This window comes from Pedobacter nanyangensis, from assembly GCF_003313505.1.
GTDB classification, from domain to species: domain Bacteria; phylum Bacteroidota; class Bacteroidia; order Sphingobacteriales; family Sphingobacteriaceae; genus Pedobacter; species Pedobacter nanyangensis.
Genome location: NZ_QMHO01000017.1, coordinates 22,735 through 49,417, shown reverse-complemented (window position 1 = coordinate 49,417; position 26,683 = coordinate 22,735). Strand labels below are relative to the sequence as shown.

Genomic DNA, 26,683 nt, shown 5'->3' with positions numbered 1-26,683 from the left:
TGGAAAAAATGGGGCTGCTTGTATTGCAACTTTCACGCAGCCGATAATCGGTAATATAGCTGCCCCGATCAAGATAGCCCTGCAACGCAGCGATATTTTTAAATTCTTCTCTATCAAATTTTTATGTTCGATATTGAAAAGCCGATGTTAACCAGAACTAACATAAATTGACCCATAAACAAAACGCCCAGTTGGTCTTTCTTTGTCAATGACCAAGTTTTATTTGCTGGCCACCAATAGCAGTTTTGCGGATGTTTTTTAAGGAGATTTAAGGCAAAAACCTTTATAAACCCTAAACTTTCCTATCTTTAAAATGAAAAACCAAAATTATCTTGCATGAGAAAATTCACAGCTGTAATGCTTGCGGCCACCACACTGTTCCTGATGTCCTGCAACACAAAAAAAGCCGACCTGGTAGTTTACAATGCCCGTATTTACACCGTAAATGAAGGCTTTGAAGTGGTAGAAGCCATGGCCATCAACGACGGAAAAATATTGGCCTTAGGAAAATCAGACGATATCCTGTCGCAATATCCCGCTAAGGAAACCCTGAACGGCCAAGGAAAAGCCATCTATCCAGGTTTTATTGACGCCCACGCACATTTTTTTGGTTATGCACAAAGTTTAAATAATGCCAACCTAACGGAGGCTAAATCATGGGATGAAGCGTTGGCCAGGTTGCAGGAATTTGCAAAGGCTCACCCCGAGGGTTGGCTAACCGGCAGGGGATGGGATCAAAACGACTGGCCTGAAAAGCAATTCCCTACCAAAGATAAATTAGACCGGCTTTTTCCTGATAGACCCGTTTTACTTACCAGAATCGACGGACATGCTGCTATTGCTAATCAAAAAGCACTTGAAATTGCTGGAATTACCAAAGCTTATGAACTTACGGGAGGTGAAATTGTAGAAAAAAATGGCAAACTTACCGGTGTACTCATCGATAATGCCGTTGATTTGGTGAACCGCAAAATTCCAGACCTTACCCACACACAAATGAAATCGTTGCTGTTGCAAGCGCAAAATAATTGCTTTGCGGTAGGGTTAACTACCATTGATGATTGTGGCCTCGACTATGATGCCGTGGAGGGAATTGAGCAATTGCAAAAAAATGGCGACTTGAAAATGCGTTTCTACGTCATGCTATCGGATCGTGAAAAAAATTACGACTACCTTATTAAACGCGGCGCAATCAAAACAAATCGGTTAAACGTAAGGTCTTTTAAAGTATATGGCGACGGCGCATTGGGTTCAAGAGGCGCCTGTTTATTACATCCATACAGTGACATGCCTCATAAAAAAGGCTTTATGTTGAGTGATTTAGCCCATTTCGAAAAAGTTGCAAAGAGGATCAATGAACATAATTTCCAAATGTGCACCCATGCCATTGGAGACTCTGCCAATAGGGCCATCCTTAAAATCTATAACCAGGTTTTGGGAGCTAACAACGATAAACGTTGGCGTATTGAGCACGCCCAAGTAGTTGCCCCACAAGATTTTGAACTGTTTGGAAAAGCGAAGATCGTGCCATCGGTGCAGCCCACTCATGCTACTTCCGATATGTACTGGGCACAAGCTCGATTAGGAAAAGATAGGATAAAAGGTGCCTACGCCTACAAACAATTGTTAAAGCAAAATGGTTGGCTTCCTTTGGGGACTGATTTTCCTGTGGAGCAGATTAACCCTATGCTTACCTTTTATGCCGCTACCGCCAGAAAAGATGCAACAGGTTGGCCCGCTGCGGGCTTTCAGGTAGAAAATGCTTTAACGCCCGAAGAAACCATTAGAGGAATGACCATTTGGGCTGCCAAATCAAATTTTGAAGAAAATGAAAAAGGTAGTTTGGAAGTTGGTAAATTCGCCGATTTTGTATGGATGGAAAACGACCTGTTGAAAGCAAATGCAAAACAAATTTTAGAAAATAAAGTAATTAGAACATACGTTAACGGAGAAAAAGTTTATGAGAAAAAATAACCTGATGGGCGTGATCGCCATTTGTTTGACTGCTGTTGTTTCCTTTACTGCCTGCGCCCAAGATCATAAACAAAACCAAAATCGTTTAAACAAGATCAACGACGTGGTAAAGCACACGGTACTGCTTAATAATTACCAAAACTTTATTCCGATAGTGGGTTTGGCGCAGAAGAAAATGGTATCCATAGGTTTGGGCTATCAATATCAGTTAGGTTTTGACAGTCTTTTAAATAAGTATGCCCCCATTGCTAGCTTGAGCGCACTTAAATATACCGATTCAACCACCTTGAATGATCTGGAAGACGATGTGAAATTCTACAATACCATTATCGTGGCATTGAATAGTGACATGGCCCGAAGCGCAAAATATGTAGGCTTTATCAACAATATGGCCAAAAGTAAAAATGTGGTAGTGGCTCTGTTTGGCAACGGCAGTGCTTTAGCTTCGTTTGATCAATTGAATGCCCCGTTGGTTTGGAGCTCAGAGGATAATGAAGAAGCGGCCTTGGTTGCCCCTCAATTTATATTCGGCGGTATTGCCGCCACCCAGTTGCTCGATAAATCCTATTCTACTAAATATGCAAAGGGAGCAGGTTATTTAACCCAAGCCACCCGTTTAAAATACACTGTGCCCGAAGATGCACAGGTAAATAGCAACGATTTGAGAGAGATAGACGAGATCGTGAACGAAGGTATCGCAAAAAAAGCCGCTCCAGGAATGGTGGTATTGGTGGCAAAAGATGGCAAGGTAATCTACAACAAAGCTTTTGGTTACCATACTTATGAAAATTTACAGGCTGATAAGGTAACGGATATCTTTGACCTGGCTTCGGTAACCAAAACAACCGCAACCACGCCAAGTGTAATGCGCTTGGTAGAGGAAAAGAAATTGAAATTGGACACCAATATTGGCTACTACATCGCCAAGGCCCGCAATACGCCCATGAACGGAATTAGTGTAAGAGAGGTAATGCTGCACCAGGCGGGCTTTATCCCATACATTCCCTTTCACAATTTTGTAAAGGAGGGTGATTATAGTAGAGATTCTTCAGCGGCTTATCCAACTAAAGTGGCAGATCGCTACTACATCAAAAAGGGCTTCTTTAACGATTTTATGTGGCCAAAAATGTTGAATTCGCCGATAAAAACCAGAGGCACTTATGTATATAGCGATATCAGCATGTATGTGATGCAGGATATTGTTGAACACATTTCTGAAATGCCCGAAGATCAATACGTACAGCAGAATTTTTATATTCCTTTGGGGATGCAAACGGCAGGATATTTGCCAAGAAACCGATTCTCGAAAGACAGAATTGTGCCTACAGAAGATGATAAGGTGTTTAGAAAAACCTTGTTAGAAGGCTATGTTCATGATCAGGGAGCTGCGTTAAAAGGTGGGGTAGCGGGACACGCCGGCTTATTTGGTACGGCCAATGATTTGGCTATTTACAACCAAATGCTCCTTAATAAAGGAACCTATGGCGGAGAACAGTATTTTACGCCCCAAACGGTAGAGATGTTTACCAGCAAACAATCTAATGTAAGCAGGAGAGGCTTGGGTTTCGATAGATGGGATCCTGATTTGACCAAAAAATATCCTTCGGAGCTAGCTTCTCCGCAAACTTTTGGGCATACGGGTTACACCGGAATTGGTGTTTGGACAGATCCGGCCCGTAACATGGTTTACATCATTTTAACGAACCGGGTAAATCCTACGGTGAGTGAAATGCTAGGTAAACTTAATATCCGCCCGCGCATTCAGGATGTGGTTAACCGAGCAATTGATAAAGGTAAAAATTAATGCCTTGCAACAGATAGGCTTACGGAGCCCCGAAAACTTCGTAAGCCTTTAAGTGCAACTTTCCAATGGATATAGTAAGGAATGAGTAAAAACACAAAATGGTGATATCTCTTTAGCGCAAAGCGCAGATTTCATAACCCTTAAAGGATGTTGTTTCATTCCTAGCTGTGATCTTCTTTTAGAAAATCTACCAGTTTCTGCATGGCCAGGGCCCTATGGCTTATTTTGTTCTTTTCAGACATTTCCATTTCTGCAAAAGTAATATTGTAGCCATTTGGTTGGAAAATCGGATCATAGCCAAATCCTTTGGAACCTGCCGGCTCGGTTCTGATGGTACCTTCAATTACCCCTTCAAATAAATGATTTTCTCCATTTTTAAGTAAAGAAATAACCGTTTTAAAGCGTGCTTTTCTATCGCTTTTACCTTCCATGTTTTTTAGTAAAAGCTGCAGGTTGGTGCTGTCGTCTTTTATACCACTGTATCTTGCAGAAAAAATTCCAGGGGCGTTGTTTAAGGCATCTACTTCCAATCCGCTATCGTCTGCAAAGCAATCCAAATGATAGTTTTGATATACATAACTGCTCTTTAAAGAGGCATTTTCCGCAAAGGTATTGCCTGTTTCGGGAATGTCTACCAAGCAATGGATGTCTTTTAAATTCAGCACTTGGTATTGAGGTGCCAGGATGTTGGCAACCTCAGCTGTTTTATGCACATTGTTGGTGGCAAAAACTATTTTTTGGGTCATATATTCAAGTTTTTTAAAGTTCCCCACAACGTTTTCTTCGCATTTATATCGGCATCTAAGGCATGAAGATTATGGGTGAAAATCATCTGGATGTTTTGGAGCGGATGCAATTGATGCAGCAAATGCTCTCCGAGGCCTAGCTCATTTGATGATACCCCAAAAGAAAGTAAAAACCTGCAAGAGAAAAAGGCATTAAGATGCTCGAATTTAGCCGTTGCATAGGCCGAGTAATTCAGCAAGGCAAAATCGGCGTTTTTCAAGTTGATCGAAAGCACCAGTTTCCTCAGCAATTCAGTACCTTGAGGGGTGCTCACGGGGTGTTTCGCATCATTTACCAGGATCAAGATCTTTTTCTCGTTTTTGCCCAAATATTTGAAATCGAAAACCTCCTTGTCGCCTGGAGCCGGCTCTTCCAGCTTAGGCACCTCCATCTTAGGCTTGTCCGCAATTGTAGCTTCCGGAGCTTGGTTTTCCATCGTTGTAAGCTCACCAGCCAAGTAAACATCATCGGTAAAAAATAAACGTAAAGCTTCTGCGTTAGTAATAAGTTGGCTGCTATTCATTTTTAGGAAAAAATTTCTGTTAAAATTAGTTAAATATCTTATTATAGCACCTTAAATTGTTACTTTTATCCAATAATTAAAAAACGCATCTTTTGTGAAAAAAGCCTGTTTAGCTCTAATTTTTACTGTTGCTGGAAATCTGGTATATGCCCAAAATGTGGCTTCAATCAACGGAAACCCTATCAATAGCAAAGAATTTTTATGGGTTTATAAGAAAAACCATGCGGGTGAAGGAACTTTGAACTACAAAGACCTGGAAGCTTATTTGGAGCTGTATGTCAACTTCAAACTAAAGGTTGCCGAAGCCAAAGCAATGGGCCTAGATGCTGATGAAGCCTACAAGCAAGAAATTGCTGGCTATGAAGAAGCGCTCAAGTCCCAGAATAAAATTCCTGTAAATTCACCAGAATATGGCTATATTATGAACGAATACAGAGAGGGCGTGCTAATGTTCAATGTATGTGAGCAAAAAATTTGGTCAAAGGCACAGGAAGATGATGGCCAGATCAAAACTTATTTCGATAAGAATGCCCAAAAATATGAAGGTAAGCAGTTTAGCGAAGTAAGGGGACAGGTCATCGGTGATTTTCAACAACAACTGGAAAACGATTGGATCAACAGCCTAAGGGCAAAATATAAAATTAAGGTGAACCAATCAGAGCTAAAAAAATTAACCAAGCAATAATAGCTTTGTTGGTGCACTAAGCTCAATAATTTTAACTTTGTAAATTATATACAGAATTTAACATACTAATGAAGAGAATTTTATCAATAGCAAGTCTTTTTTTGTGCTTGTTTTTGAATGTAAAGGCCCAAAATAAAAATCCTAATTTGGATAAAGTGGTGGCGGTAGTGGGAAACAGCATCATTTTGCTCTCTGATCTTAATCAGCAATATGCGATTTATTTAAATCAGGGGAATCCTGCCGATACTCGAGCCAAATGCTACTTCTTGCAGCAAATGCTAATCCAAAAATTGTTAAAGCAGCAAGCTGAAATCGATTCTATTGTGGTAGAGGAAAGCCAGGTTGATGATGAGCTGGATAGAAAAATGCGCTATCAAGTTCAACGTATGGGTGGACAAGAGCGCTTAGAGCAATTTTTGCAAAAATCTTTATTGCAATATAAAGATGAAATGAGACCAGACGTTAAGGAAGGACTGATTGCACAGAAAATGCAGGCAAAAATTACGGAAAACGCTTCGATAACCCCATTAGAAGTAAAGAAATATTTTGACAGTTATCCCAAGGACAGCCTGCCAGACATTGGCGCTGAAGTAGAAGTAGGGGAGATTGTGTTACAGCCTAAGTTAACCAAAGCTGAAAAGCAAAAATATTACGATAAACTAGAGGCACTTCGCTTACGTGTAAAAAGTGGCGAAGATTTTGGGTTCCTGGCTAAAACCTATTCGGAAGATCCAGGTTCAGCCTCAGAAGGTGGTGACTATGGCTTTATTGACAGGCAAACCATGGTAAAGGAATTTACCGCTTGGGCTTTTAAGCTTAAAGCAGGTGAAATGTCGCCAGTTTTTGAAACAGAATACGGCTATCACATTGTACAGGTAATTGAGCGTAGGGGCGAACAGGCCCACGTAAGGCATATTTTGATACGCCCGCAAAACACACCACAAAGTTTAGACCGTACCAAGCTTAAAGCCGACAGTATCTATCAGGATATTATTGGCAAAAAATTACCTTTTGCTACGGCCGCTTCTCTTTACTCGGATAACAAAGACACCCAATACAACGGCGGTATGATGCTTTATGCGGATAACCAAACTGCCAGAACCACTTTTATGCCTGTAGAAAAACTAGATCCAGCGGTTTTTGTGGTAATTGATACCATGAAAGTTGGCAGTATTTCGCAGCCTATTAAGTTCAGCGATCCGCAAAGCGGTAAGGAAGGGTATAAAATTTTCTTTCTAAAATCTAAAATACCGCCACATAAAGCTAGTTTGGAGCAGGATTATCCTAAATTTAAAGAACAGGCCGAAGCTGAGAAGAAAAGCAAGATCATTAGTGAGTGGTTTGAGAAAAGAAGGGAAACCACCTATATTAAGGTTGACAGTGAGTTTGCAACTTGTGACGAACTAAAAATGTGGTTAACGAAAGATAAAGACAGTAAATAGCGAATGCAGTTTAAAAACGAGGTAGAAGCGGTTGATGCCCTACATCAGTCGTTCAAAAATGTACAAGCCGAAATCAGTAAGGTTGTCATTGGACAAGACGAAATTGTAAAATCAGTGCTCATTGCTATTTTTAGCAATGGGCATTGTTTGTTAGTAGGTGTGCCCGGGTTGGCCAAAACACTTTTGGTACAAACCGTGGCCAATGTATTGGACCTCGATTTTAATCGTATTCAATTTACCCCTGATCTGATGCCAAGCGACATCATTGGCGCTGAAATTTTGGGGGAAGATAGACACTTTAAGTTTATCAAAGGCCCCATTTTTTCCAATATCATTTTGGCAGATGAGATTAACCGTACACCACCAAAAACACAAGCAGCACTGTTGGAAGCCATGCAGGAAAAAGCGGTAACTGCGGCTGGTGTTACCCATGCTTTGCCACAACCCTTTTTTGTACTGGCTACTCAAAATCCAATTGAACAGGAGGGAACTTATCCTTTGCCAGAAGCACAATTGGACCGTTTTATGTTCAATATTTCTTTGGATTATCCGGCATTTGCCGATGAATTGACAATTGTAAAAAACACCACCAGCAATAAAACGGTAGCGCTGCAAAAGATTGTAAATGCCGCAGAAATACAATATTTCCAGAAACTTATCCGTAATATTCCCGTAACCGACAATGTGTTGGAATATGCCGTGAAACTGGTTGCAAAAACACGTCCTCATAGTGAATTTGCCACCGTAGAAATCAACAATTATATTTCATGGGGTGCCGGGCCAAGGGCTTCTCAGTTTTTGGTGCTAGGTGCTAAATGCCATGCGGCCATTTCAGGGAAATATGCCCCGGATATTGAGGACGTACAGGCTGTAGCGGAAGCTATTTTGCGCCATAGGATTGTTCGTAACTACAGAGCCGAAGCCGAAGGTTTAACTACTGAGCAAATCATCAAAAACTTGTTTTAGTTTTTCGGCCGGGGCTGTTGGTAGGGCTATTACTAAGTTGATGGCCTATATTTTGTATATTTGTAGCAGCTTTTTATAAAATGAAGATCACAAGAAATACCATAGCGAAAACAGAAATCAAAAAGCTGATCAGTACTTCTGAGGTGGCTTTGTCGCATGCCGAGATACAGCACGAACTGAATGATTTATGTGACCGCGTAACTATTTACAGAGTATTGGACCGTTTGGTTGATGAAGGCGCCATTCATCGGATCGTAAATGTAGATGGGGTAACCAAATATGCAGAGTGCCATGACTGCGAAACGCAGCACCATCATAACCATCTGCATTTTAGCTGTGAGAAATGTAAATCTGTTACTTGCCTGGAGGATGTAATTCCTTCTTTTAAACTGCCAAACAAATATCAGGTGAAGGAAGTTAATTTTACTCTTTCTGGTCTTTGCCCCAAGTGTTCTGGGCTTTAGTCTTCCCTGATCATTTCCTCGATAATTGATTGCCCTTTAGAGCAGTCGCCAGAAGTCCATTCCCACGTTTCATGTAACCTCATTCTTCCATCGGGCAGTATTTCAGGGGTCGATCTGCATTTTCCAGTCATTAGTTCGCCTTTATTGTTCACCTGATGATAGCGCATGTCAATATTTCCGTGCTCGTCTACTAAGCCAATTAAATGCCCATGAATAACCTTACCTCCGCTATATGCGGAAGTAAGGACTGATCCGTTTTGCCTGTAAACGAAAACGGTATCGTTGGACGTTTCGCCATTTTCGGTGTTGCTAATTGGCCTGAATATTTTTTGATCGTAGTTAATCATCACTTAGTATTTAATGGCTATTTTTCCAATAGTTGTTCCAGATTCTAATTGTTGATGTGCTTGTTTCAAGTTTTCTGCCGAAAGCCCGCTGAGCGTTTGGGTAAGGGTGCTTACAAGTGCACCTTCATCTAACAAATTGGCCACTTTATTTAAGATGTGGTGTTGTTCAACCATATCTTCGGTTTGAAAACTGGAACGTGTGTACATGAACTCCCAAGAAAAACTGGCGCTTTTTGTTTTAAGTTTGTTAAGGGCTATTGGCGTGGCGCTACCGGTAATGGACGCGATATGTCCCTGAGGTTTGATCAATTCGGACATGGCGTCCCAATAGCTGTTGGTGTCTACAAAATCTACAATGAAATCAACAAACTGAAACCCTGCTTTTCGAACTTCGTCTACTAAGTTTTTGTGGTTAACTACCAGGTCGGCTCCCATTTGTTTGCACCATTCAATGGTTTGGGGCCTTGATGCGGTAGCTATTACATTAAGGTTGGCAATTTTTTTGGCTAACTGTATGGCAATGGAACCTACGCCCCCGGCGCCGCCAATAACCAGTAAGGTTTTGCCTTTGTCTTTTTCGGCACTGATACGAATCCTGTTAAATAAAATTTCCCAAGCGGTAAGTGCTGTAAGTGGCATTGCGGCAGCGGCTTCGTTGCTTAAGGTTTTTGGCTTTTTACCTACAATGCGCTCATCAACCAGCTGAAACTCTGCATTGCAGCCTGCTTTGGTAATATCGCCGGCGTAATATACTTGGTCGCCAATGTTAAATAGGCTTACGTTTTCGCCTACGGCTTCTACTATTCCGGATGCGTCCCAGCCAATTATCTTTGGCTGTTCCAATATGGTGTCTTTTGCGGCGTTTTGTCTGATTTTGAAATCGACCGGGTTAACTGCAATGGCGTTAATTTTAATAAGGAGCTGATGCCCAACCGGGCTAGGTTTTTCGGTTTCGAATGCTATAAAGCTGTTGGGCTCTGTTATGGGAAGGGAAGTTTTAAATCCTACTGCTTTCATGATGATTAAAGGTTTTAGGCAAATTTAAAAGAGATGGGCAATTCGCTTGTCATTAAAAGGTTGATTTATTGTACCCGAGCTTAATTGTTATATTGCTGGTTGTAATATTATTTTGGGGTATATATTTCGGCACCAGTTGGTGGTTATGCCCTATGTGGTAAGGTTTTGGTTCAATAAACCCGATTGAACGGATAGCCCGAAGGCGAAGTGTAGCGAAGCCGAGGCTATGAGTGAAAGCGGGGCTTGCCTGGATAGTAGCTGCGACATTGCTTTTCAAGAAATGAAATTACTTTTTCTCGAAATCAAGCCTGATGGAAAAGACATTGCTGTAAAGCGCATCGGAGCTGTTGCCCACATTGGTTAATGCGTAATCTAAAGAGAAGTTCTTGATTTTGATGCCTACCCCCATGTTGGGCTGGTAAGTGTAGATTTGCTTGCCGGTAAAATCGGTTGATTTTTGAATGTTGCCCAGCCCGCCACGGAGAAAGATGGTTTTCCTGAAATCAACCGAGAGGCCAAGGGTCGGATCTGCACTTATGGGATCGGCGCTTAGTAAAACATTTCTTTTACCATCGGTAGTTAAATTCACGTTGGTTTCGGCCAGGATATTAAATTTTTCACTTAATGGGGTGGCATAAGCAACGCCCAATACGACACGCGGATTGGTGGTTTCTGTAGAGCTTTTAGGGATATCGTTTCCGGTGGTTGCGTAAACGGTAGAAAGTTTGTCGGCATTGTAGCTCCATGAATTAAAGGTAGAGGTGATGTCTTTCCCTACGGCGGCAAAAATCCATTTTCCTTTTTTATACTGTACGCCGGCATCTAGCCCAAAACCCCATGATTTACCGTACTCGCCCACCAATCGGTGAATAATTTTTACATTGGCTCCGTAGCTCAGGCCATCTTCGTTACCAATGCCTTTTTTACCTTTTTTTCTGGCATAGGAAAATATAAAAGCATAATCGGCAGCAGAAAATTTCTTTACCCGGTCGTAGTTGATATTGCCATCGGCATCGATAAGTTCAGAGGTATCTGGAATGTCATCAACCCCGAAACGTAAAATAGAGGCGCCAACTACCGCGGTATTATCCTGAACGGAGGTAGCAAAGGAGCCATAGTCATATTTAGCGATGCCCGCAAAATATTCGGAGTGCATAAAACTAACCTGACGCGGGGTTTCCATACGGGCCAAACCCGCTGGATTCCAATAGCCTGCAGTAACATCGTTTACGTTTGCAACTACCGAACCCGACAAGCCAAATGCGGTAGAGCCTACGCCAATGTTCAAAAATTCATTGCTGTATTTCCTTTGAGCTTTTGCAGAGATGGTAAAAAAAGCTATAATAATGAGTAGCTGATACTTGCGCATGGTTAGGTTAACCGATTTTCTATTTCCTCAAATATAATCATAAAATCTACTTCCAATTGGTTTTTATAAAATTCCAATATAGAGGTAAGTTGGTAGGTGGTTTTTTCGGTAAAAGGGCGTTCCCACAGGCGCATACAAATGCGTTGTAAGGCATAACTGATATTTTCCAGTTTTTGATAGCTTAGCAGGTACCTGCTTGATTTAAAGCTGTTTAAAAACTTGAAGAATAAGCTGCTGTCGCTTATTTTGCACTGGTGGATAAATTCAGTTAAATGTTGGTGATCAGCAGCCTCTAACTGATCATAAAACGAATAAATGGCTATTTTTTGATGTTGGACAAGTAGATGATCCAAAAGTAGCTCAACACCAATATGTGCTAAAAAAGAAGGCCTTACCGGCGTGTCTTTTAAGATGGGAAGTAGCAGTTGCTTAAGTTCTTGGGTTTTGATGTTGAAAAAATCCGACGAATGAAACAGTATGTCTACTTGTAGATGTCTTTTCCAGCCCGTAAGTATTGGTTGTAAATGGGCTTGCTGGAATAATTCGGGATATTTTTCAGGATGAACATTCCAGTTTTTGTTGGCATTTTTGAGTAGATCAGGCAGCACAGTCCCGATGACGATATTGGCGTTAGTTGTATTCCGATCAAAATAAAAATGCGAAAGAAAGTTCATTTTGTAAATATAACCTAAAAGCCCCAAATCATTAGCTGATTGGCTAATTAGTTAATCAGCTAATTGTTATCTTTGTGCCCTAAAATCGTTAAAAAGATGATAAATTTTGTAGAAGAATTACGTTGGAGAGGCATGTTGCACGACATTATGCCTGATACTGAGCAGAAACTGAACGAAGGCATGTGTGCTGGCTATATTGGTTTTGATCCAACTGCTGATTCTTTGCATGTAGGGCATTTGACCCAGATCATGACCCTGATCCACTTCCAAAGAGCGGGGCATAAGCCGGTAGCGTTGGTAGGCGGTGCAACGGGAATGGTAGGTGACCCGTCTGGAAAATCGGATGAACGTAATCTGCAAACGGAAGAAATGGTTGCTCACAACCTTGATGGGATGAAAAAGCAGTTGGCCAAGTTCTTGAAGTTTGAGGATGAAGGAAATGGTGCGGTAATGGTTAACAATGCCGATTGGTTCAAAAATTTCAATTTCCTGGACTTTATCCGTGAGGTAGGTAAGCACATTACCGTAAACTACATGATGGCAAAGGATAGCGTGAAAAAACGTTTGGAAGGAGATAACGGCATGTCATTTACGGAGTTTAGCTATCAGCTGGTGCAAGGTTACGATTTTTATTATTTGTGGAAACATCATCAATGCGTTTTGCAGATGGGCGGTTCTGATCAATGGGGCAATATCGTTACCGGAACAGAACTGATCAGGAGGAAAGATCAGGGCACGGCCTATGCTTTAACCACCCAATTGATCAAAAAAGCAGATGGAACCAAATTTGGTAAAACCGAAAGTGGGGCAATTTGGCTTGACCCTGCTAAAACTTCGCCGTATAAATACTATCAATTCTGGCTAAATGCTTCAGACAGCGACGTAAAAGCCTGGATAAGAATTTTTACGTTAAAAAGTAAAGCCGAGATAGAAGCTTTGGAAAAACAACATGATGAAGCGCCGCATTTGCGTATTTTACAAAAAGCATTGGCAGAAGATATTACCGTTAGAACCCACTCCGCCGAAGCTTTGGAAACTGCCATTAAAACCTCTGAATTTTTGTTTGGAAATGGTTCTTTGGAATTTCTGAAAGGATTGCCAACGGCAGAGGTGTTAGATATTTTTGAAGGTATCCCCCAGTTTGTTATCGCAAAAGCTGATTTAGCAAATGGTATCGATACGCCGTCGTTATTGGCTGAAAAGACTACTGTTTTTCCTTCCAAAGGAGAAGTGAAAAAGACTGTTCAGGGCGGTGGTTTGAGCATTAATAAAAATAAAGTAACAGATTTAAATGTCGCTTTTTCAGCTGCTGATTTAATTAACGACGAGTTTTTAGTGGTGCAAAAAGGAAAGAAGAACTACTTTTTGATTATCGCCAAGTAGTGAAATAAGCTGATTCCCAAAAAAAATAACGCACTTTAAATGCGTTATTTTTTTGGGCATTTCAAGACAGAATGTATATATTTTGGTGTAATTGTCTGATGATAAACTGGCAGTTTTGGCACCTTCGGTTTTGGTTAAAGAAGAACATAATGGTTTGAGGAATCCAAGTCACAAGGATGCAGGTAAAGTCAAACTGGTTTCAAAGCGGGTCTTTAAATTTGATAGAAGGTTTAAAAATTAAGCTACTGTACTAAAAGATTGCAGCCTCTAATATCTGCATCATCAAACCGGCCCATTATTTCGAAGCGATTTTCTCCGTGTATTTTGCCCAGATCCTGTGTGGCAATGAACGAACAGGAGTTTATATTGGCCAAATCAATTACATTAACGCCGCCAGTGGTATTTGCTGCTGAAAGAAGACTTAGCGGGTCGGAGGTGTCCCGCAACAATATTTTCATCCACGGAGGGCATTCGAAAATACCACTTCCTTTAGAATATGCCTGAGACAGCAGTTCTGTCATCCCATATTCACTATGGATGTGCTCAACCCCAAATGCCGCCGAAAGCAGGTGGTGCAGTTCGGCTCGTACCATTTCTTTTCTTTTTCCTTTCATCCCACCCGTTTCCATAACAATCAGTTCGGGAAATTCAATTTGGTATTGCTCGGTAAAGTCTAAAAGAGCGTAAGTAACACCAATTAAAAGTGTTTTTTGTTTTGTTGCTTTAAGGGTTTGCAATGTTTCGAAAAGCTGTTGGTGGTTGTGCAAAAAATAGCCGCTTAGCAGGTGGGTACTTTGTTTAAGCAGATCATCTACCATGTAGATCAAAGAAGATCCGTCTCGTTCCAGATAAGAAGGTAGGAGTGCCAAGATGCAATACTCGTTAGGGCTGCCGTAAAAAAGCTCAAAAGCTTTATTATAGCTGTTTTCATAAATGGATACATCCTGCACGAAGTGCTTGCTGGTCATTTGCCCGGTAGTGCCTGAGCTGCTAAAAGTAATTTCTGCGGGTTTTGAGGAAGAAGTTACCCTGCGTGATTTGAAAAAGCTGATCGGTAGAAAAGGGATTTGGGTATAATGGCTGATTTCCAAAGGATCGATCCCAAGGTGTGAAATATACTGTTGGTAAATTTCGCAATTTGTTGCTTGATGCCTAAATGCAGCTAAGGCAGATTGGTTAAAATCTTGCTCATTGCTGATTAAAAAAAAATGCCCAGGATTTGAATTCACTGGGCAAAAATACGAAGTTTTTTATACTGATTACGATTTTGCTTTTGGGGTGATAGTTGATTTTCTGAAGTAATAACCGCAAAGACCACTAACTCCCGCGACTAATCCGCCAATAAGCGCACTTAAGGCCAGTATTGCAGGCCAAACCTTTAGCCCAAACATTTCGGCTACTCTTGCTGCCAACAAATGGTGGTTGGGCATACTTTTGTATAACGCCATGGCTGTCCATAGCACCACAATAGCTAAAAATGGTTGCCAGAAAGATATCTTTGCAGTTTTACCAATGATACCGCAAGTAGCAAATGAGGCTACAATAACTACCCACCAGGGGAAAAAAGATTGTAGAGCAAACGATATGATGATGATTACGATGAAAACCATTTTTATTTTTTTGAGATTTTATAACGTGAGATAATTTTTCCTGATTTGTCGTCCATAGATTGCATAAAGAACAAATCATATAGCTTTCCTTGCGCCCAAGTGTCAATCATGTTGTCGTAGAAAGGGCTGCCAGGGTTTCCAGATTGTCCGCCCGGATAAACGCCATGTCCTTTAGGGGTTTTGCCCAATTCAATCACCATTCTCCATGATGGGCCATTACTTTCGCTTAAGGCATTTACGGTACTTTTTGAACCACCTATAAGTAGTTTTTTGGAGCCAAAACCAGGTATTTTTGCTAAATGTGGTACGTTAGTGTTTTTCACCTTGGCCCATTGCCAATCTTCGCCTATTGGACCATATTTTCTTTCGAGGCTGTCGCAGGCATATTTAAATGAGCTATTGACCAAATCCGTCAAGGTTTCTTTTTTGGCGGTGTTCACATTGTCAAACCATCTTGCATTCGGGTCTTTTTGGATCATTTCTATGGTTCTATCGCGAGACGGGTAGCGCATCGGCTGTTGTTTATCGTTAAACTCATCGTCCCAAATTTCAATAGACAATCTCTTTGTCCACAAATCAAATACACTGGCCGCTATAGATTTGGCATCAAAATATTTGTTCCAGTTTGTGCTGAGGTTGTAGGCTTCTTTTTGGGTAGCGTTTAGGTTAGCTGTATTTACCAAAGGAAGTAGGTAGGGCAGTAAATTTTCGGCCATAATGCTGTACGAATCTGTTTGCAGGCGGCGCATGCTGTCGGCAGTAATTTTGTCCATTGATTTTAGCCTGTCGTTAATTCGCTTTCCTCTTTCATAAGGAGAAAACTCCCAATTGATGTAATACGGATAGCTCGGATCGGTAGAGGATTGGTTGGCTGAACTTACAAAATTTCGTGGCGGATTTTTAACTGTTGGATTTTGTGCCGCAGGAATCCAGCCTTGCCAATCGTTACTTGGATCAGTGCCGTCCAAAATGAATTTTCCTTGGTTTTTCCACTTTAAAGGAAATTTGCCATTTGGGGTAATGGCTATATCATTATCTGCACTTGCAAAAATAAAGTTTTGGGCAGGTGCGGTAAAGTAAGGCAAGGCTTTACGATAGTCGTTATAGTTTTTGCCCCTGTTCAATAAATAGAAGGCTTTTAGTTCATTTGATTTATCATGAGCTATCCAGCGTAAAGCATGCCCGGTTGGCACATTGGCTGCCCTACCGTAGCTGGGTTTCTGGAAGTAAACCACGGGGCCATGATGCGTATAAAGCACGGTGTCTACTATATCAGCAGCGCCTTTTACGGTAATTTTTTCATATCGAGGCTTGGTATTTTGCCATTTGTTGTTGTACCAATAGCTTTGGTGCTTATCGTCCTTAAATTTAATCTGATAAAAATCAAGCACATCAGCGGCTACGTTGGTTACGCCCCAAGCAATGTTTTGGTTAAAGCCAATAATGATTCCCGGAGCGCCGGGAAGAGATACTCCATAGGCATTTATTCCAGGAGCGTGTAATTGTATCTGGTACCAGATGGAAGGCAAGGTTAAATCCAGGTGCGGGTCGTTTGCCAAAATTGGAAATCCCGAAGCCGTTTTTATCCCTGATACTGCCCAGTTGTTGCTCCCTATGCCTTCTTCTTTTTGCTTGGTGGCAATGTTAGTGCTCATCATGTCGGTAAAAGATTTAGGTGTGGCCGGAATAGCCAGGGGCGTAAAATCCCATTTGGTGCCTGCCGGGATAATAGGATCTTCCTTAAATGGATAATCGGGGAATAGGTCTTTTGTAATTGCTGGGCCGTATTTTTTAAGGATGTTGGTCATGTAAAACTCGTCGGAGCCCATGGCCAACACCGCCGACATTTGTTTAAGTAGTAAAGCGCATTTTATCGGCGTCCATTTTTCAGGCTTAAAGTCTAGTAGTTTGTATTCTATGGGCAGGTTGTGGCGGTTCAACGATTTGATATAGTCGTTAATACCATCGGTGTAAGCTAAAAGCATTTCCCTGGCATGGGGATCGGCCATCATGCCTTCTAGGGAATTTTCTGCCCCATATACCATGCCCATGCGCCGTTGATATTTATCTACTTCTATGGCTTTTGCCCCAACAACTTCCGATATTCTGCCAGCGGCAAAACGAGTTTGGAAATCCATTTGCCAAAGCCTGTGCATAGCGGTAACATAGCCCTGTGCGTAGTACAAGTCGTGATCATTTTTAGCAAATACATGGGGAATCATACGATCGTCAAATGCAATCTCTATATTGTCTCTGGCGTTCTTCAGGACTAGCTTTTTACTTTTGCTGGGTAACATCCCCTCGGCATTTTGCCAAAATCCGGTAAAAGGATTTAAAAATTTTAAAATAGGAGGAAGATCACCAAATTTTGTATTTAAGAAATATCCCAACAGAATAGGGATGAGAACGCATATCAGTGCTTTAACTCTGTTCATTGGTGCGGGTTATGTTTTTGGTTTGCTTTAGGCCGAAGCCAATTTAATTATAAAAATGAAATGAAGGACAATCTAATTTTAATTAGTGCTTCATCAATGGCAGAATAAAAATTTGTAAGTACCAAAAATTGTATTAAGTTTATGTTAAAATAAACAATATAAACTACAGAAGTATGAACAAAACTATTACTAAAGTATTTCTTGTGCTTTGTGTTTTGCTGTGGACCGGGTTCGCGGCTAGTGCGCAGAGCATTGTGGTTAGTGGCACCGTAACTGATAAGCTAACCAAAGAACCAATTCCCGGGGTAAGTGTAACAGTGAAGGGAAAAACAATAGGTTCTTCTACCGACCAAAATGGCAAATTCTCTTTTACAACTACCGAAAAACCACCTTTTACACTTTCTGTAAGTTTTGTTGGTTTTAATACGGTAGAGCGGGAAATTACCGGTATGGCAACCAATTTGAGCTTTGAACTGGAATCTGGCGCAATTTTGGGCCAGGAAGTGGTAGTCTCAGCATCGCGTACGCCAGAGCGTATCCTAGAATCGCCGGTAACTATCGAACGCATGGGCGCTGCCCAGATTAAGGAAATTGCCGCTCCATCGTTCTACGATGCTATTCAAAACATTAAAGGGGTGGAGATGAGTACGCAAAGTTTAACGTTTAGATCGTACAATACCCGAGGTTTTAATGCCAACGGTAATACCCGTTTCAACCAGTTAATTGACGGAATGGACAACCAGGCGCCTGGCCTAAACTTTTCTGTAGGTAACATTGTGGGTATTACAGAGCTTGATGTAGATAACGTAGAGCTGTTGCCAGGTGCTTCCTCTGCCTTGTATGGTGCTGGAGGTATCAGCGGTACTTTGTTGATGACTTCTAAAGATCCATTTAAATATCAGGGAGCTAGCTTTCAGTTGAAAACAGGAATAAATCATGTTAATGATAATAATACCTCTGTTCAAGAATTTAAGCAATTTGATATGCGCATGGCCAAATCTTGGAACAACAAGTTTGGAGCAAAGTTTGCCTTCTCGTTTTTACAGGCGAAAGACTGGTTTGGCACTAATCAATCGAACTTCGATAGGGCACGTAATATGCCTACGTCGGGCAACCGCCAATCAGATCCAAACTACGATGGAGTGAATGTTTATGGTGATGAAGTTAGTCAAAATATGAGGGCAGTGGCTAACTCTGTTTTAAATGCCGGAACATCCAGTTATGTTAAAGCTGCGTTGGGAATTCCAGGTACTACAATGCCTACTGAGGTTCAGATAAATAATTTTAAATCAGATCCTACACGTTTAGCGATGCTGAATTCTTTTCTGGCAACAAATGCAAATACTCGTGCTTTTTACGCAGGAATTAATACTCCAGCCCTAAATGCGGCACTTAATTCAAACGTTTCCAGAACAGGTTATGATGAGATTAACTTGGTAGATTATAATACCAAATCTTTGAAGATGTCCGGAGGATTGTATTATAATCTGACTAATACTATCCAGCTTTCTGCACTAGCTAACTGGGGTACTGGTACCTCTGTTTATACGGGCTCAGATCGTTATTCGTTACGTAATTTCAACATCGGACTATATAAGTTGGAACTTAAGGGAGAAGATTTTTATGTAAGAGGTTACACTACACAAGAGCGTTCCGGCGACTCGTACATTTCCTCGATCTTGGGCAGCTACATCAACGAGAAGACCAAGGCTTCAACCGTATGGTTTCCACAATATGTTGGAAATTACATAGGAGCAATATCAGGTGGTGCCAATAGCGCCACAGCACATCAAATGGCTCGTAATGCAGCAGATGCAGGTAGAGTTTTGCCAGGCTCAGCCCAGTTCGAAAACTATGCGCAACAAATCAGAAATACCTATATCAGCCAAACTAATATGGATAAGGGTATTTATGGTGCTAAATTCAATGATAAGTCAAATCTTTACCATTACGAGGGGATGTATAATTTCTCTCGTTTGTTCAACAACGTTGTAGAATTTCAAGTAGGCGCTTCGGCCCGTAGATTTGATTTGAATTCTGGTGGAACTATTTTTGATGATTTAAATAGAGAAATAGATATTGATGAATACGCAGCATTTGGACAGTTAGGTAAAAAATTTGGTGAAGCATTTAAGTTAACCGTAGCAGGTCGTTTTGATAAGAGTCAGAATTTTGATGGCCGTTTTACCCCACGCGTTACTGGCGTATGGACCGTGGCTAAAAACTCTAATATCAGGGCGTCGTTCCAAACAGGTTTCCGTAATCCAACCACTCAAAATCAATATATTGACCTGTCAGTTGGGGGAGGTAGCCAGCGTTTAATTGGAGGACTTCCATCTTTCTTAAATAAATATAATTTGTTAACCAATAAACCAATTACCGAGGCAGGATATAGAGCTTTAGTAGCCGGCGCAACAACCACTCCGCCTACTTACACCTTTGATCCTCGAGGTGTACGCCCTGAAAGCGTAACAGCATACGAATTGGGTTATAAAGGTTTATTGGGGTCAAACTTCCTAATTGATATTTATGGTTTCTATAACCAGTATAAAGATTTTATCACTGGGGTAAATGTCTATCAAAATCAGGGAACGCCAACTTCACCTACATTTGTAAAATTTGGTGTGCCTGTAAATGCAACTGGTAAAGTTACTACTTATGGTGGTGCATTTGGTTTAGATTACGTAAGAGGCAAATACACGTTTTCCGGCAATGTATCTTACAACAAATTAAATGATTTACCTGCCGACTACAACAATGATTTCAATACACCAGAAATTCGTTACAACTTAGGGATCAGCAACCGCGAAGTGTTTAAAAACGTAGGTTTTAATGTGAACTATCGTTGGCAAGATAAATTCGTTTGGTTCTCTTCATTTGCCGGTGGCGAAGTGCCAGCATTTGGTACTGTAGATGCTCAGGTGAATTTTAAAGTGCCTTCAGTAAATTCATTAATTAAAATTGGTGGGTCAAACATTCTGAACAAATACTATATCACTTCTTATGGTAACCCCGAAGTTGGTGCAATGTACTATGTTTCATTGGCGTTCAACCCATAATGGGGTTTAAATAACGATAATCATGAAAGCGCCCCGGGAAATTATTTCCCGGGGCGCTTTCTGCAATAATAGCAATCCAACCCGAAGCTTTTCGGGGCAATGGCCTTAAATTATTTATACATTTCTGCTCTCAACCTGGCCACGTCATCATTGTTGATGTACTCGTCGTAAGTCATCAATTTATCAATAATTCCATTTGGGGTAATTTCAATAATACGATTAGCTACCGACTCGGTTAAGGCATGATCTCGTGAGGTAAACAACATGGTGCCCTTAAAATCTTTCATGCCGTTGTTTAAAGCCGTAATCGATTCCAAATCCAAGTGATTGGTAGGTTCATCAAACAATAGAAAGTTTGCTTGTTGCAACATCATTCTAGAGAACATGCAGCGCATTTTTTCCCCTCCAGAAAGTACCTTCACATTTTTCAGTACCTCTTCTCCCGAAAACAACATACGTCCCAAAAAACTGCGTACAAATTGCTCGTCGGCGTCGGTTCCAGAGTACTCACGTAGCCAATCCACCAAATTTTCATCTTTGTTGGCAAAAAACTCGGTATTGTCATTGGGAATATCCGCAATACTAATGGTTACGCCAAATTTAAACTCGCCAGTATAGTCTTTGTCATTGCCATTCAGTATATTATAAAAAGCTGCGGTAGCCAAGCTATTCTGCGAAAGAATTGCAATTTTATCACCTTTATTAACCATAAAGGTAATGTCTTTGAACATTACTTCACCGTTAACCGTCTTGCTTAATTTTTCTACCTGTAAAATTTGATCGCCAGCTTCACGGGCGCCATTGTTGTTAAACATAATGGCCGGATACTTGCGGCTAGAAGCCTTGATCTCTGAAATATCAATCTTGTCCAAAGCTTTTTTCCTAGAAGTGGCCTGCTTGGATTTAGAAGCATTGGCGCTAAACCTGCGGATAAATTCCTGCAATTCCTTTACTTTATCCTCTAGTTTCTTGTTTTGGTCGGCACGTTGTTTCAAGGCCAACTGGCTACTTTCGTACCAGAAGCTATAGTTGCCGGTATAGATGTTCATTTTGCCAAAATCGATATCCACAATGTGCGTACAAACCGCATCTAAAAAGTGCCTGTCGTGGCTTACTACCAATACAATGTTCTGGTAATCGGCCAAGAAATTTTCCAACCAAGCAATGGTGTCAATGTCCAAATCGTTGGTAGGTTCATCCAGTAATAAAATATCAGGATTGCCAAATAAAGCCTGTGCCAATAACACGCGTACTTTTTGGTTACCATCCAATTCTTTCAATAACTTGTGGTGAAATTCTTCCTTGATCCCGAGGTTGCTCAACAGGGTAGCAGCATTGCTTTCCATGTTCCAGCCATCCATTTCAGCGAAAAGATTTTCCAATTCGCCAGCACGTTCGCCATCTTTCTCACTAAAATCTTCCTTCATATAGATGGCATCTTTTTCCTTCATGATGTCGTACAGCTGCTTGTGACCCATCATAACCGTTTCAATCACTGGAAACTCGTCAAATTCGTAATGGTTTTGCTTAAGTACCGCCATGCGCTCGCCTGGGGTAAAGGCTACCGAGCCACTAGTTTGCTGTACATCGCCAGATAAAATCTTCATGAAGGTAGATTTACCTGCGCCATTTGCGCCAATTACACCATAGCAGTTGCCATGGGTAAACTTTAGGTTAACGTCCTCAAATAGTGTACGTTTTCCGTAACGTAACGATAGGTTTGAAACTGAAATCATGTTGCTGAAAAATAAGCCGCAAAGGTAGTTAAAAAAGGTGGAAGCTGAAAGGTTTAAGGTTAAAGGTGTTTTTAGCAAAAGTTCATGCCGTGGTTCTTGGTAATGGCAGCCCCGCTTTTCGTTGCAATCTTTTTTTGGCAGCCGTTGAATGACGGCCATCAAAAAAAGGATTTTCACTTCAATCGGGTTTAATTAACAAAGTTTTTGCACCAACTTCGTTCAAAAAGCCAAGTTCGATACTAAATTTTCAGGCCATCCAATGAGCTCATTCTCGTTTTTGGAGCTCCCGCATCCTGTAGCTCATCATTGCGGTTTTCCCCAATTTTTTAATGAGCTGGTAATTGGCAACCGCCCCAACGGCGGCACCTACCACCGGGAGTAACTGTGCCAGTTTAGCTAAGTCAATATAGTCGCGGTATTCCTGCTGGAAAGTTTGCCAGTCAAACTGGTCGCCGTTCTCGGGCAATAAGAAAAGCTTTTGATCCCAGTTTTCCATTTGTGCCAACACTTGTTGGCTCCCCTTTTTGCTAGAAAATGCCAATTGAAAAATATGTAGAACATATAGCCGCTCTCTAAAATCGCCGGCATTGTAGCCGTAAATTGCTGCTATTTCATAAAGCAGCTTAATTTTGATGGCAATCAATACCGGAAAATCGGCCATGCTCATTAAAAAGCCACCGGCACCGGTAATGCCGCCCTCTGCCGCTCCGGTTTTGCAGTAGCTGTCTATTTTGGCTTTCACTAGGGCTTCCCTGTGCAGGAGGCTCATTTCTTGAGGTGGCAACTTGGAGCTGGTAATTTCCGAACCGAACAATACCGCTTTTACCATTTGTTTAATGACGGCGGTAACCGCATTATGTGCCTTTTGCGGGATATAGCTGTTAATTTTTTCCTGCACCTTAGTAGCAATATTGTCCACTAGCGAAGGCTTTTTCATCACTTCCAACTTCCAAAACTGAAGTTCCAGGACTATTTGCTGTTGGTATTGGTCCATGTTGTAGGATTTACAACGAGTTAGAGGTGCAAAAGTTAAAAGATGTTACAGAAAGTTAATGGTATTAGCTAAGCTATTGAATAAAATGAAAACTAGGTATGTTTATCTTTATAATTCTGCAGGGTAGCTTTTTCGATTATTTTTGGTACAAATTCTATTTCTTTTCTAGTTTGGTTACCCTTATCCTATTGGTTAATAGTTTAAAAATAAGCTCATAGACTTGGTTTGGGTCTTTTTCAATATCACTGTTGCTGTAACTTACATGGTAACGATCGAAGCCAACCAATAAGCTATCGGGATCGCTAGCCATCCAAAAAAAGAATCTTTTATGGCAATGAATGATCCATCGCTGTCGTTGGTTTCTATACGGTTAGCAAACGCATTTAGTAGGAGAGACTTGATCTCCCAAAATAATTTTTGACGTGGTTCCATAGGTAGAACTTAATTTATAGATTTTTAAAAGATTTTGCAAAAAAAAGTCCCGCAATTGCGAGACTTTTTAATATTTTATCATCAAAGATTATTTTTTCTCTTTGTTATAAGCTTCATTTAAGCCTTTAATGACCTCTCTAGTTACATCCAAACTTTCATCAGCGAAAAGAATGTCGCCCATACCTTTTTGGTATTTCAGCACCATTTTATAGCCTTTCTCTTTGGCGTAGGTTTTAAGATAATCCGCTACTTTGTTGTAAAGTGCCTCTTGCTCTTTTGCTTGCTCGTTTTGGAAAGCAGCACCGGCATTTTGCTGATAAGCCTGCAACTCTTGTTGTTTACGGCCCAATCTTTCCTCTGTGGCGGCTCTTTGCTCGGCAGTCATGCTGTTTGCTTGCGATTGATATTGTTGCATATCACGTTGGAAGGCTTGCCCTTTTGCCTTAAGATCGGCATCGGCAGCTTTTCCCTTGGCTTCCATTTTGGTTTTCAATACTTTAAAGTATTCGTATTGGTTCAATAAAGAATCTGAATCTACAAATACAATTTTATCCTTGTTGGCATCTACACTTACCGTGGTTTTGGTAGCAGTGCCTTCAGTTTTTGTTTCTTTGTTTCCACAAGCGCTCATCACAGAAACGATGGCAACTGCGGTAGCTAGTCCGCTAAATTTTACTGTGTTTAGTTTCATTCTGTCCTTCTAAATTTTAGCAAATATAAAAATCAAATCCGAACATCCTAAAAGTAGGTGGCTATTAAACAATTTAGTTCGCTGAAATGTGGTTTGTTGCCTGGTTTAAAATGCTTTTTTAAGATCATGAGATTGTGACACTTTTTGGACGATTTTAACACTTGAATAGTTATCCACAATGCCCTGAAATCCATAAAAAATGCGTATTTTTGATTCTTAAATTTGAACATAAAATATGAGCGAAGAAAAAGATCCAAACTCAAATTATTCGGCCGATAATATACAGGTTTTAGAAGGTTTAGAAGCTGTTCGTAAGCGTCCTTCCATGTATATCGGTGATACCGGGGTTAAAGGTTTGCACCACTTGGTTTATGAAGTTGTAGATAACTCTATTGATGAGGCGCTTGCAGGCTATTGTACAGACATATTTGTAACCATACATGAAGGTAATTCGATTACCGTAGAAGATAATGGACGTGGTATCCCAACGGGGATCAATAAAAAGGAAGGCAAATCGGCCCTTGAAATTGTAATGACCGTATTGCACGCCGGGGGTAAATTTGATAAGGATACCTATAAAGTTTCTGGTGGTTTACATGGTGTGGGCGTAAGTTGCGTTAATGCCCTGTCAACCCATGTAAAAACAGTTGTGCACCGCGAAGGCAAAATCTTTACGCAGGAATATGAAAGAGGTAAGCCTTTGTTTGATGTAAAGGAAATTGGCACTTCTGATAAGACAGGAACCATCCAAACCTTCCAGCCAGATGCTGAGATTTTTACGCAAACTACAGAGTATAAGTATGATACTTTGGCTGGTCGTTTACGCGAGTTAGCTTTCTTGAATAAAGGCATCAGCTTAACTTTAACTGATGAGCGTGAGAAGAACGACGACGGCACTTTCTTGTCGGAAACTTTCAGGTCGGAAGGTGGCTTAAAAGAGTTTGTTCAGTTTTTGGACGGCACCAGGCCATCATTGATCCCTGAACCTATTTATGTAGAGGGAATTAAAGCGGGTATTCCGGTAGAGCTGGCCATGCAATACAATGACAGCTACTCGGAAAACGTTCACTCTTACGTAAACAACATTAACACCCACGAAGGTGGTACGCACATTGCGGGTTTCCGTCGTGGTTTAACCCGTACGTTAAAAGCTTATGCGGAGAAATCGGGCTTGTTGAAAAACGTAAAATTTGAGATTACCGGCGACGACTTTAGGGAAGGTTTAACGGCGGTAGTATCGGTTAAGGTAGCGGAACCACAGTTTGAGGGACAGACCAAGACCAAGTTAGGCAACTCTGAGGTAATGGGGTCCGTGGATCAGGCGGTGGGAGAGGCCTTGGGTATTTACCTTGAGGAAAATCCGAAGGAAGCTAAAATGATTGTTAACAAGGTTATTTTGGCGGCCACGGCTAGGGCAGCAGCTCGCAAGGCTCGTGAAATGGTGCAACGTAAGAGCGTAATGGGTGGTTCGGGTTTGCCCGGTAAACTAGCCGATTGCTCGGATAGTGATCCAGAAAAATGTGAGATCTTCCTGGTTGAGGGTGACTCGGCGGGCGGTACCGCTAAACAAGGTCGTGATCGGAACTACCAAGCTATCCTTCCGTTAAAGGGTAAAATCTTAAACGTAGAGAAAGCAATGGAACATAAGATCTACGAAAATGATGAGATCAAAAATATGTTTACGGCTTTAGGTGTAAGTATTGGTACCGAGGAGGATGATAAAGCTTTAAACCTTGCTAAACTGCGTTATCACAAAATCGTAATCATGACCGATGCCGATATTGACGGTTCGCACATTACGACGTTGATCCTGACCTTTTTCTTCCGTTATATGAAGCCGCTAATTGAGGCTGGTTATGTTTACATTGCTGCGCCACCACTGTACCAGGTGAAAAAAGGAAAAGACTTTGAATACGCTTGGAATGATGCACAGCGTGATGCTGCCATCCAACGTTTAAAAGGTGCAGGCAAAGAAGATAGTGTACATGTACAACGTTATAAAGGTTTGGGAGAGATGAACGCAGAGCAGTTGTGGGAAACCACCTTGGATCCTGCCCGTCGGACCCTAATGCAGGCCACCATTGAAAATGCTGCGGAATGTGACCATACCTTCTCCATGTTGATGGGTGATGAGGTTGCACCACGTAGAGAGTTCATTGAGCGTAATGCTAAATACGCAAAAATTGACGCTTAGTCTCTCTTTTTAAGACCCAAATATAAAATTAAAGCCTTCTCTATCTTGTGTAGAGAAGGCTTTTTTTATTTAATTTTTATATACATAATTTTCTTATG

Annotated in this window: 21 protein-coding genes; 9 read left to right on the top strand and 12 right to left on the bottom strand. The window is 41.1% G+C overall.

The genetic code is table 11. From position 1 onward, the window contains the following. Positions 1-336: 336 nt before the first annotated feature. Both DUT71_RS18880 and DUT71_RS18875 read left to right on the top strand, forming a co-directional pair. Positions 337-1,974: an amidohydrolase gene (locus DUT71_RS18880; protein WP_113664103.1), complete on the top strand. Its 1,638-nt coding sequence runs from the start codon at positions 337-339 to the stop codon at positions 1,972-1,974. Then, positions 1,961-3,778 (top strand): serine hydrolase domain-containing protein, encoded by a 1,818-nt coding sequence (locus DUT71_RS18875; protein WP_113664102.1) that lies wholly within the window; start codon positions 1,961-1,963, stop codon positions 3,776-3,778. The genes DUT71_RS18880 and DUT71_RS18875 overlap by 14 nt, the downstream gene beginning before the upstream one ends. Positions 3,779-3,939: 161 nt before the next feature. On the opposite strand, the gene DUT71_RS18870 is transcribed toward DUT71_RS18875, so the two are convergent. Both DUT71_RS18870 and DUT71_RS18865 read right to left on the bottom strand, forming a co-directional pair. Continuing rightward, positions 3,940-4,524 carry a non-canonical purine NTP diphosphatase gene (locus DUT71_RS18870; RefSeq protein WP_113664101.1) on the bottom strand — a complete coding sequence of 195 codons (585 nt, stop codon included), beginning with the start codon at positions 4,522-4,524 and terminating at the stop codon, positions 3,940-3,942. Continuing rightward, the gene (locus DUT71_RS18865) at positions 4,521-5,087 is read right to left on the bottom strand and encodes a hypothetical protein (protein WP_113664100.1); all 567 of its coding nucleotides are present in this window, start codon (positions 5,085-5,087) and stop codon (positions 4,521-4,523) included. Before DUT71_RS18865 ends, DUT71_RS18870 begins: the two co-directional genes overlap by 4 nt. Positions 5,088-5,181: 94 nt before the next feature. On the opposite strand from DUT71_RS18865, the gene DUT71_RS18860 reads away from it, so the two are divergent. From DUT71_RS18860 to DUT71_RS18845, 4 genes are all read left to right on the top strand, one after another. Then, a complete protein-coding gene (locus DUT71_RS18860) occupies positions 5,182-5,772 on the top strand; it encodes a hypothetical protein (protein ID WP_113664099.1) in 591 nt (196 codons plus the stop codon). A gap of 68 nt (positions 5,773-5,840) precedes the next feature. After that, positions 5,841-7,214: a peptidylprolyl isomerase gene (locus tag DUT71_RS18855; protein ID WP_113664098.1), complete on the top strand. Its 1,374-nt coding sequence runs from the start codon at positions 5,841-5,843 to the stop codon at positions 7,212-7,214. A gap of 3 nt (positions 7,215-7,217) precedes the next feature. Then, positions 7,218-8,180 carry an AAA family ATPase gene (locus tag DUT71_RS18850; RefSeq protein WP_113664097.1) on the top strand — a complete coding sequence of 321 codons (963 nt, stop codon included), beginning with the start codon at positions 7,218-7,220 and terminating at the stop codon, positions 8,178-8,180. Between the two features lie 80 nt (positions 8,181-8,260). After that, positions 8,261-8,644 (top strand): Fur family transcriptional regulator, encoded by a 384-nt coding sequence (locus DUT71_RS18845; RefSeq protein WP_113664096.1) that lies wholly within the window; start codon positions 8,261-8,263, stop codon positions 8,642-8,644. On the opposite strand, the gene DUT71_RS18840 is transcribed toward DUT71_RS18845, so the two are convergent. The 4 genes from DUT71_RS18840 to DUT71_RS18825 all read right to left on the bottom strand — a co-directional run bounded on the left by DUT71_RS18840 (position 8,641) and on the right by DUT71_RS18825 (position 12,051). Beyond that, positions 8,641-8,991 (bottom strand): n-acetylglutamate synthase, encoded by a 351-nt coding sequence (locus tag DUT71_RS18840; RefSeq protein WP_113664095.1) that lies wholly within the window; start codon positions 8,989-8,991, stop codon positions 8,641-8,643. The two genes, DUT71_RS18845 and DUT71_RS18840, sit on opposite strands and share 4 nt — an antisense overlap. 3 nt (positions 8,992-8,994) lie before the next feature. Next, positions 8,995-10,008: a zinc-binding alcohol dehydrogenase family protein gene (locus DUT71_RS18835; protein WP_113664094.1), complete on the bottom strand. Its 1,014-nt coding sequence runs from the start codon at positions 10,006-10,008 to the stop codon at positions 8,995-8,997. A 286-nt stretch (positions 10,009-10,294) separates the two neighbouring features. Continuing rightward, positions 10,295-11,377, bottom strand: coding sequence for a putative type IX sorting system protein PorV2 (locus DUT71_RS18830; RefSeq protein WP_113664093.1), 1,083 nt, complete (start codon positions 11,375-11,377; stop codon positions 10,295-10,297). 2 nt (positions 11,378-11,379) lie between these two features. Then, positions 11,380-12,051 carry an ACP phosphodiesterase gene (locus tag DUT71_RS18825; RefSeq protein ID WP_113664092.1) on the bottom strand — a complete coding sequence of 224 codons (672 nt, stop codon included), beginning with the start codon at positions 12,049-12,051 and terminating at the stop codon, positions 11,380-11,382. A 99-nt stretch (positions 12,052-12,150) separates the two neighbouring features. Here DUT71_RS18825 and tyrS point away from each other — a divergent pair, with 99 nt between their 5' ends. Then, a complete protein-coding gene (tyrS, locus tag DUT71_RS18820; RefSeq protein WP_113664114.1) occupies positions 12,151-13,434 on the top strand; it encodes a tyrosine--tRNA ligase in 1,284 nt (427 codons plus the stop codon). Between the two features lie 242 nt (positions 13,435-13,676). Here tyrS and DUT71_RS18815 read toward each other — a convergent pair whose 3' ends face one another. Genes DUT71_RS18815 through DUT71_RS18805 form a run of 3 tightly spaced genes read right to left on the bottom strand, consistent with a single transcriptional unit; the run spans position 13,677 to position 17,479 of the window. Continuing rightward, positions 13,677-14,663, bottom strand: coding sequence for a LuxE/PaaK family acyltransferase (locus tag DUT71_RS18815; protein WP_113664091.1), 987 nt, complete (start codon positions 14,661-14,663; stop codon positions 13,677-13,679). A 30-nt stretch (positions 14,664-14,693) separates the two neighbouring features. Beyond that, positions 14,694-15,044: a hypothetical protein gene (locus DUT71_RS18810; RefSeq protein WP_113664090.1), complete on the bottom strand. Its 351-nt coding sequence runs from the start codon at positions 15,042-15,044 to the stop codon at positions 14,694-14,696. Positions 15,045-15,046: 2 nt separating this feature from the next. Then, positions 15,047-17,479, bottom strand: a complete 2,433-nt coding sequence (locus DUT71_RS18805) for a penicillin acylase family protein (protein ID WP_113664089.1) — start codon at positions 17,477-17,479, stop codon at positions 15,047-15,049. A 173-nt stretch (positions 17,480-17,652) separates the two neighbouring features. On the opposite strand from DUT71_RS18805, the gene DUT71_RS18800 reads away from it, so the two are divergent. Further along, positions 17,653-20,538 carry a TonB-dependent receptor gene (locus DUT71_RS18800; protein ID WP_113664088.1) on the top strand — a complete coding sequence of 962 codons (2,886 nt, stop codon included), beginning with the start codon at positions 17,653-17,655 and terminating at the stop codon, positions 20,536-20,538. Between the two features lie 110 nt (positions 20,539-20,648). Here the strand turns inward: DUT71_RS18800 and DUT71_RS18795 are convergent, their stop codons facing one another. The 3 genes from DUT71_RS18795 to DUT71_RS18785 form a co-directional block, all read right to left on the bottom strand. Then, complete coding sequence (locus DUT71_RS18795) at positions 20,649-22,274, bottom strand: ABC-F family ATP-binding cassette domain-containing protein (RefSeq protein ID WP_113664113.1); 1,626 nt, start codon at positions 22,272-22,274, stop codon at positions 20,649-20,651. Between the two features lie 265 nt (positions 22,275-22,539). Continuing rightward, positions 22,540-23,268: an EcsC family protein gene (locus DUT71_RS18790; protein ID WP_113664087.1), complete on the bottom strand. Its 729-nt coding sequence runs from the start codon at positions 23,266-23,268 to the stop codon at positions 22,540-22,542. A 520-nt stretch (positions 23,269-23,788) separates the two neighbouring features. Continuing rightward, complete coding sequence (locus tag DUT71_RS18785; protein WP_113664086.1) at positions 23,789-24,391, bottom strand: OmpH family outer membrane protein; 603 nt, start codon at positions 24,389-24,391, stop codon at positions 23,789-23,791. A gap of 235 nt (positions 24,392-24,626) precedes the next feature. Here DUT71_RS18785 and gyrB point away from each other — a divergent pair, with 235 nt between their 5' ends. Beyond that, a complete protein-coding gene (gene gyrB / locus DUT71_RS18775) occupies positions 24,627-26,585 on the top strand; it encodes a DNA topoisomerase (ATP-hydrolyzing) subunit B (protein WP_113664084.1) in 1,959 nt (652 codons plus the stop codon). Positions 26,586-26,683: the final 98 nt, after the last annotated feature.

Coding starts and splice junctions, on each gene's coding strand:
- DUT71_RS18880 (WP_113664103.1), top strand. CDS start 337: ATGAGAAAATTCACAGCTGTAATGCTTGCGGCCACCACACTGTTCCTG.
- DUT71_RS18875 (WP_113664102.1), top strand. CDS start 1,961: ATGAGAAAAAATAACCTGATGGGCGTGATCGCCATTTGTTTGACTGCT.
- DUT71_RS18870 (WP_113664101.1), bottom strand. CDS start 4,524: ATGACCCAAAAAATAGTTTTTGCCACCAACAATGTGCATAAAACAGCT.
- DUT71_RS18865 (WP_113664100.1), bottom strand. CDS start 5,087: ATGAATAGCAGCCAACTTATTACTAACGCAGAAGCTTTACGTTTATTT.
- DUT71_RS18855 (WP_113664098.1), top strand. CDS start 5,841: ATGAAGAGAATTTTATCAATAGCAAGTCTTTTTTTGTGCTTGTTTTTG.
- DUT71_RS18850 (WP_113664097.1), top strand. CDS start 7,218: ATGCAGTTTAAAAACGAGGTAGAAGCGGTTGATGCCCTACATCAGTCG.
- DUT71_RS18845 (WP_113664096.1), top strand. CDS start 8,261: ATGAAGATCACAAGAAATACCATAGCGAAAACAGAAATCAAAAAGCTG.
- DUT71_RS18840 (WP_113664095.1), bottom strand. CDS start 8,991: ATGATTAACTACGATCAAAAAATATTCAGGCCAATTAGCAACACCGAA.
- DUT71_RS18835 (WP_113664094.1), bottom strand. CDS start 10,008: ATGAAAGCAGTAGGATTTAAAACTTCCCTTCCCATAACAGAGCCCAAC.
- DUT71_RS18830 (WP_113664093.1), bottom strand. CDS start 11,377: ATGCGCAAGTATCAGCTACTCATTATTATAGCTTTTTTTACCATCTCT.
- DUT71_RS18825 (WP_113664092.1), bottom strand. CDS start 12,051: ATGAACTTTCTTTCGCATTTTTATTTTGATCGGAATACAACTAACGCC.
- DUT71_RS18810 (WP_113664090.1), bottom strand. CDS start 15,044: ATGGTTTTCATCGTAATCATCATCATATCGTTTGCTCTACAATCTTTT.
- DUT71_RS18805 (WP_113664089.1), bottom strand. CDS start 17,479: ATGAACAGAGTTAAAGCACTGATATGCGTTCTCATCCCTATTCTGTTG.
- DUT71_RS18800 (WP_113664088.1), top strand. CDS start 17,653: ATGAACAAAACTATTACTAAAGTATTTCTTGTGCTTTGTGTTTTGCTG.
- DUT71_RS18795 (WP_113664113.1), bottom strand. CDS start 22,274: ATGATTTCAGTTTCAAACCTATCGTTACGTTACGGAAAACGTACACTA.
- DUT71_RS18790 (WP_113664087.1), bottom strand. CDS start 23,268: ATGGACCAATACCAACAGCAAATAGTCCTGGAACTTCAGTTTTGGAAG.
- DUT71_RS18785 (WP_113664086.1), bottom strand. CDS start 24,391: ATGAAACTAAACACAGTAAAATTTAGCGGACTAGCTACCGCAGTTGCC.
- gyrB (WP_113664084.1), top strand. CDS start 24,627: ATGAGCGAAGAAAAAGATCCAAACTCAAATTATTCGGCCGATAATATA.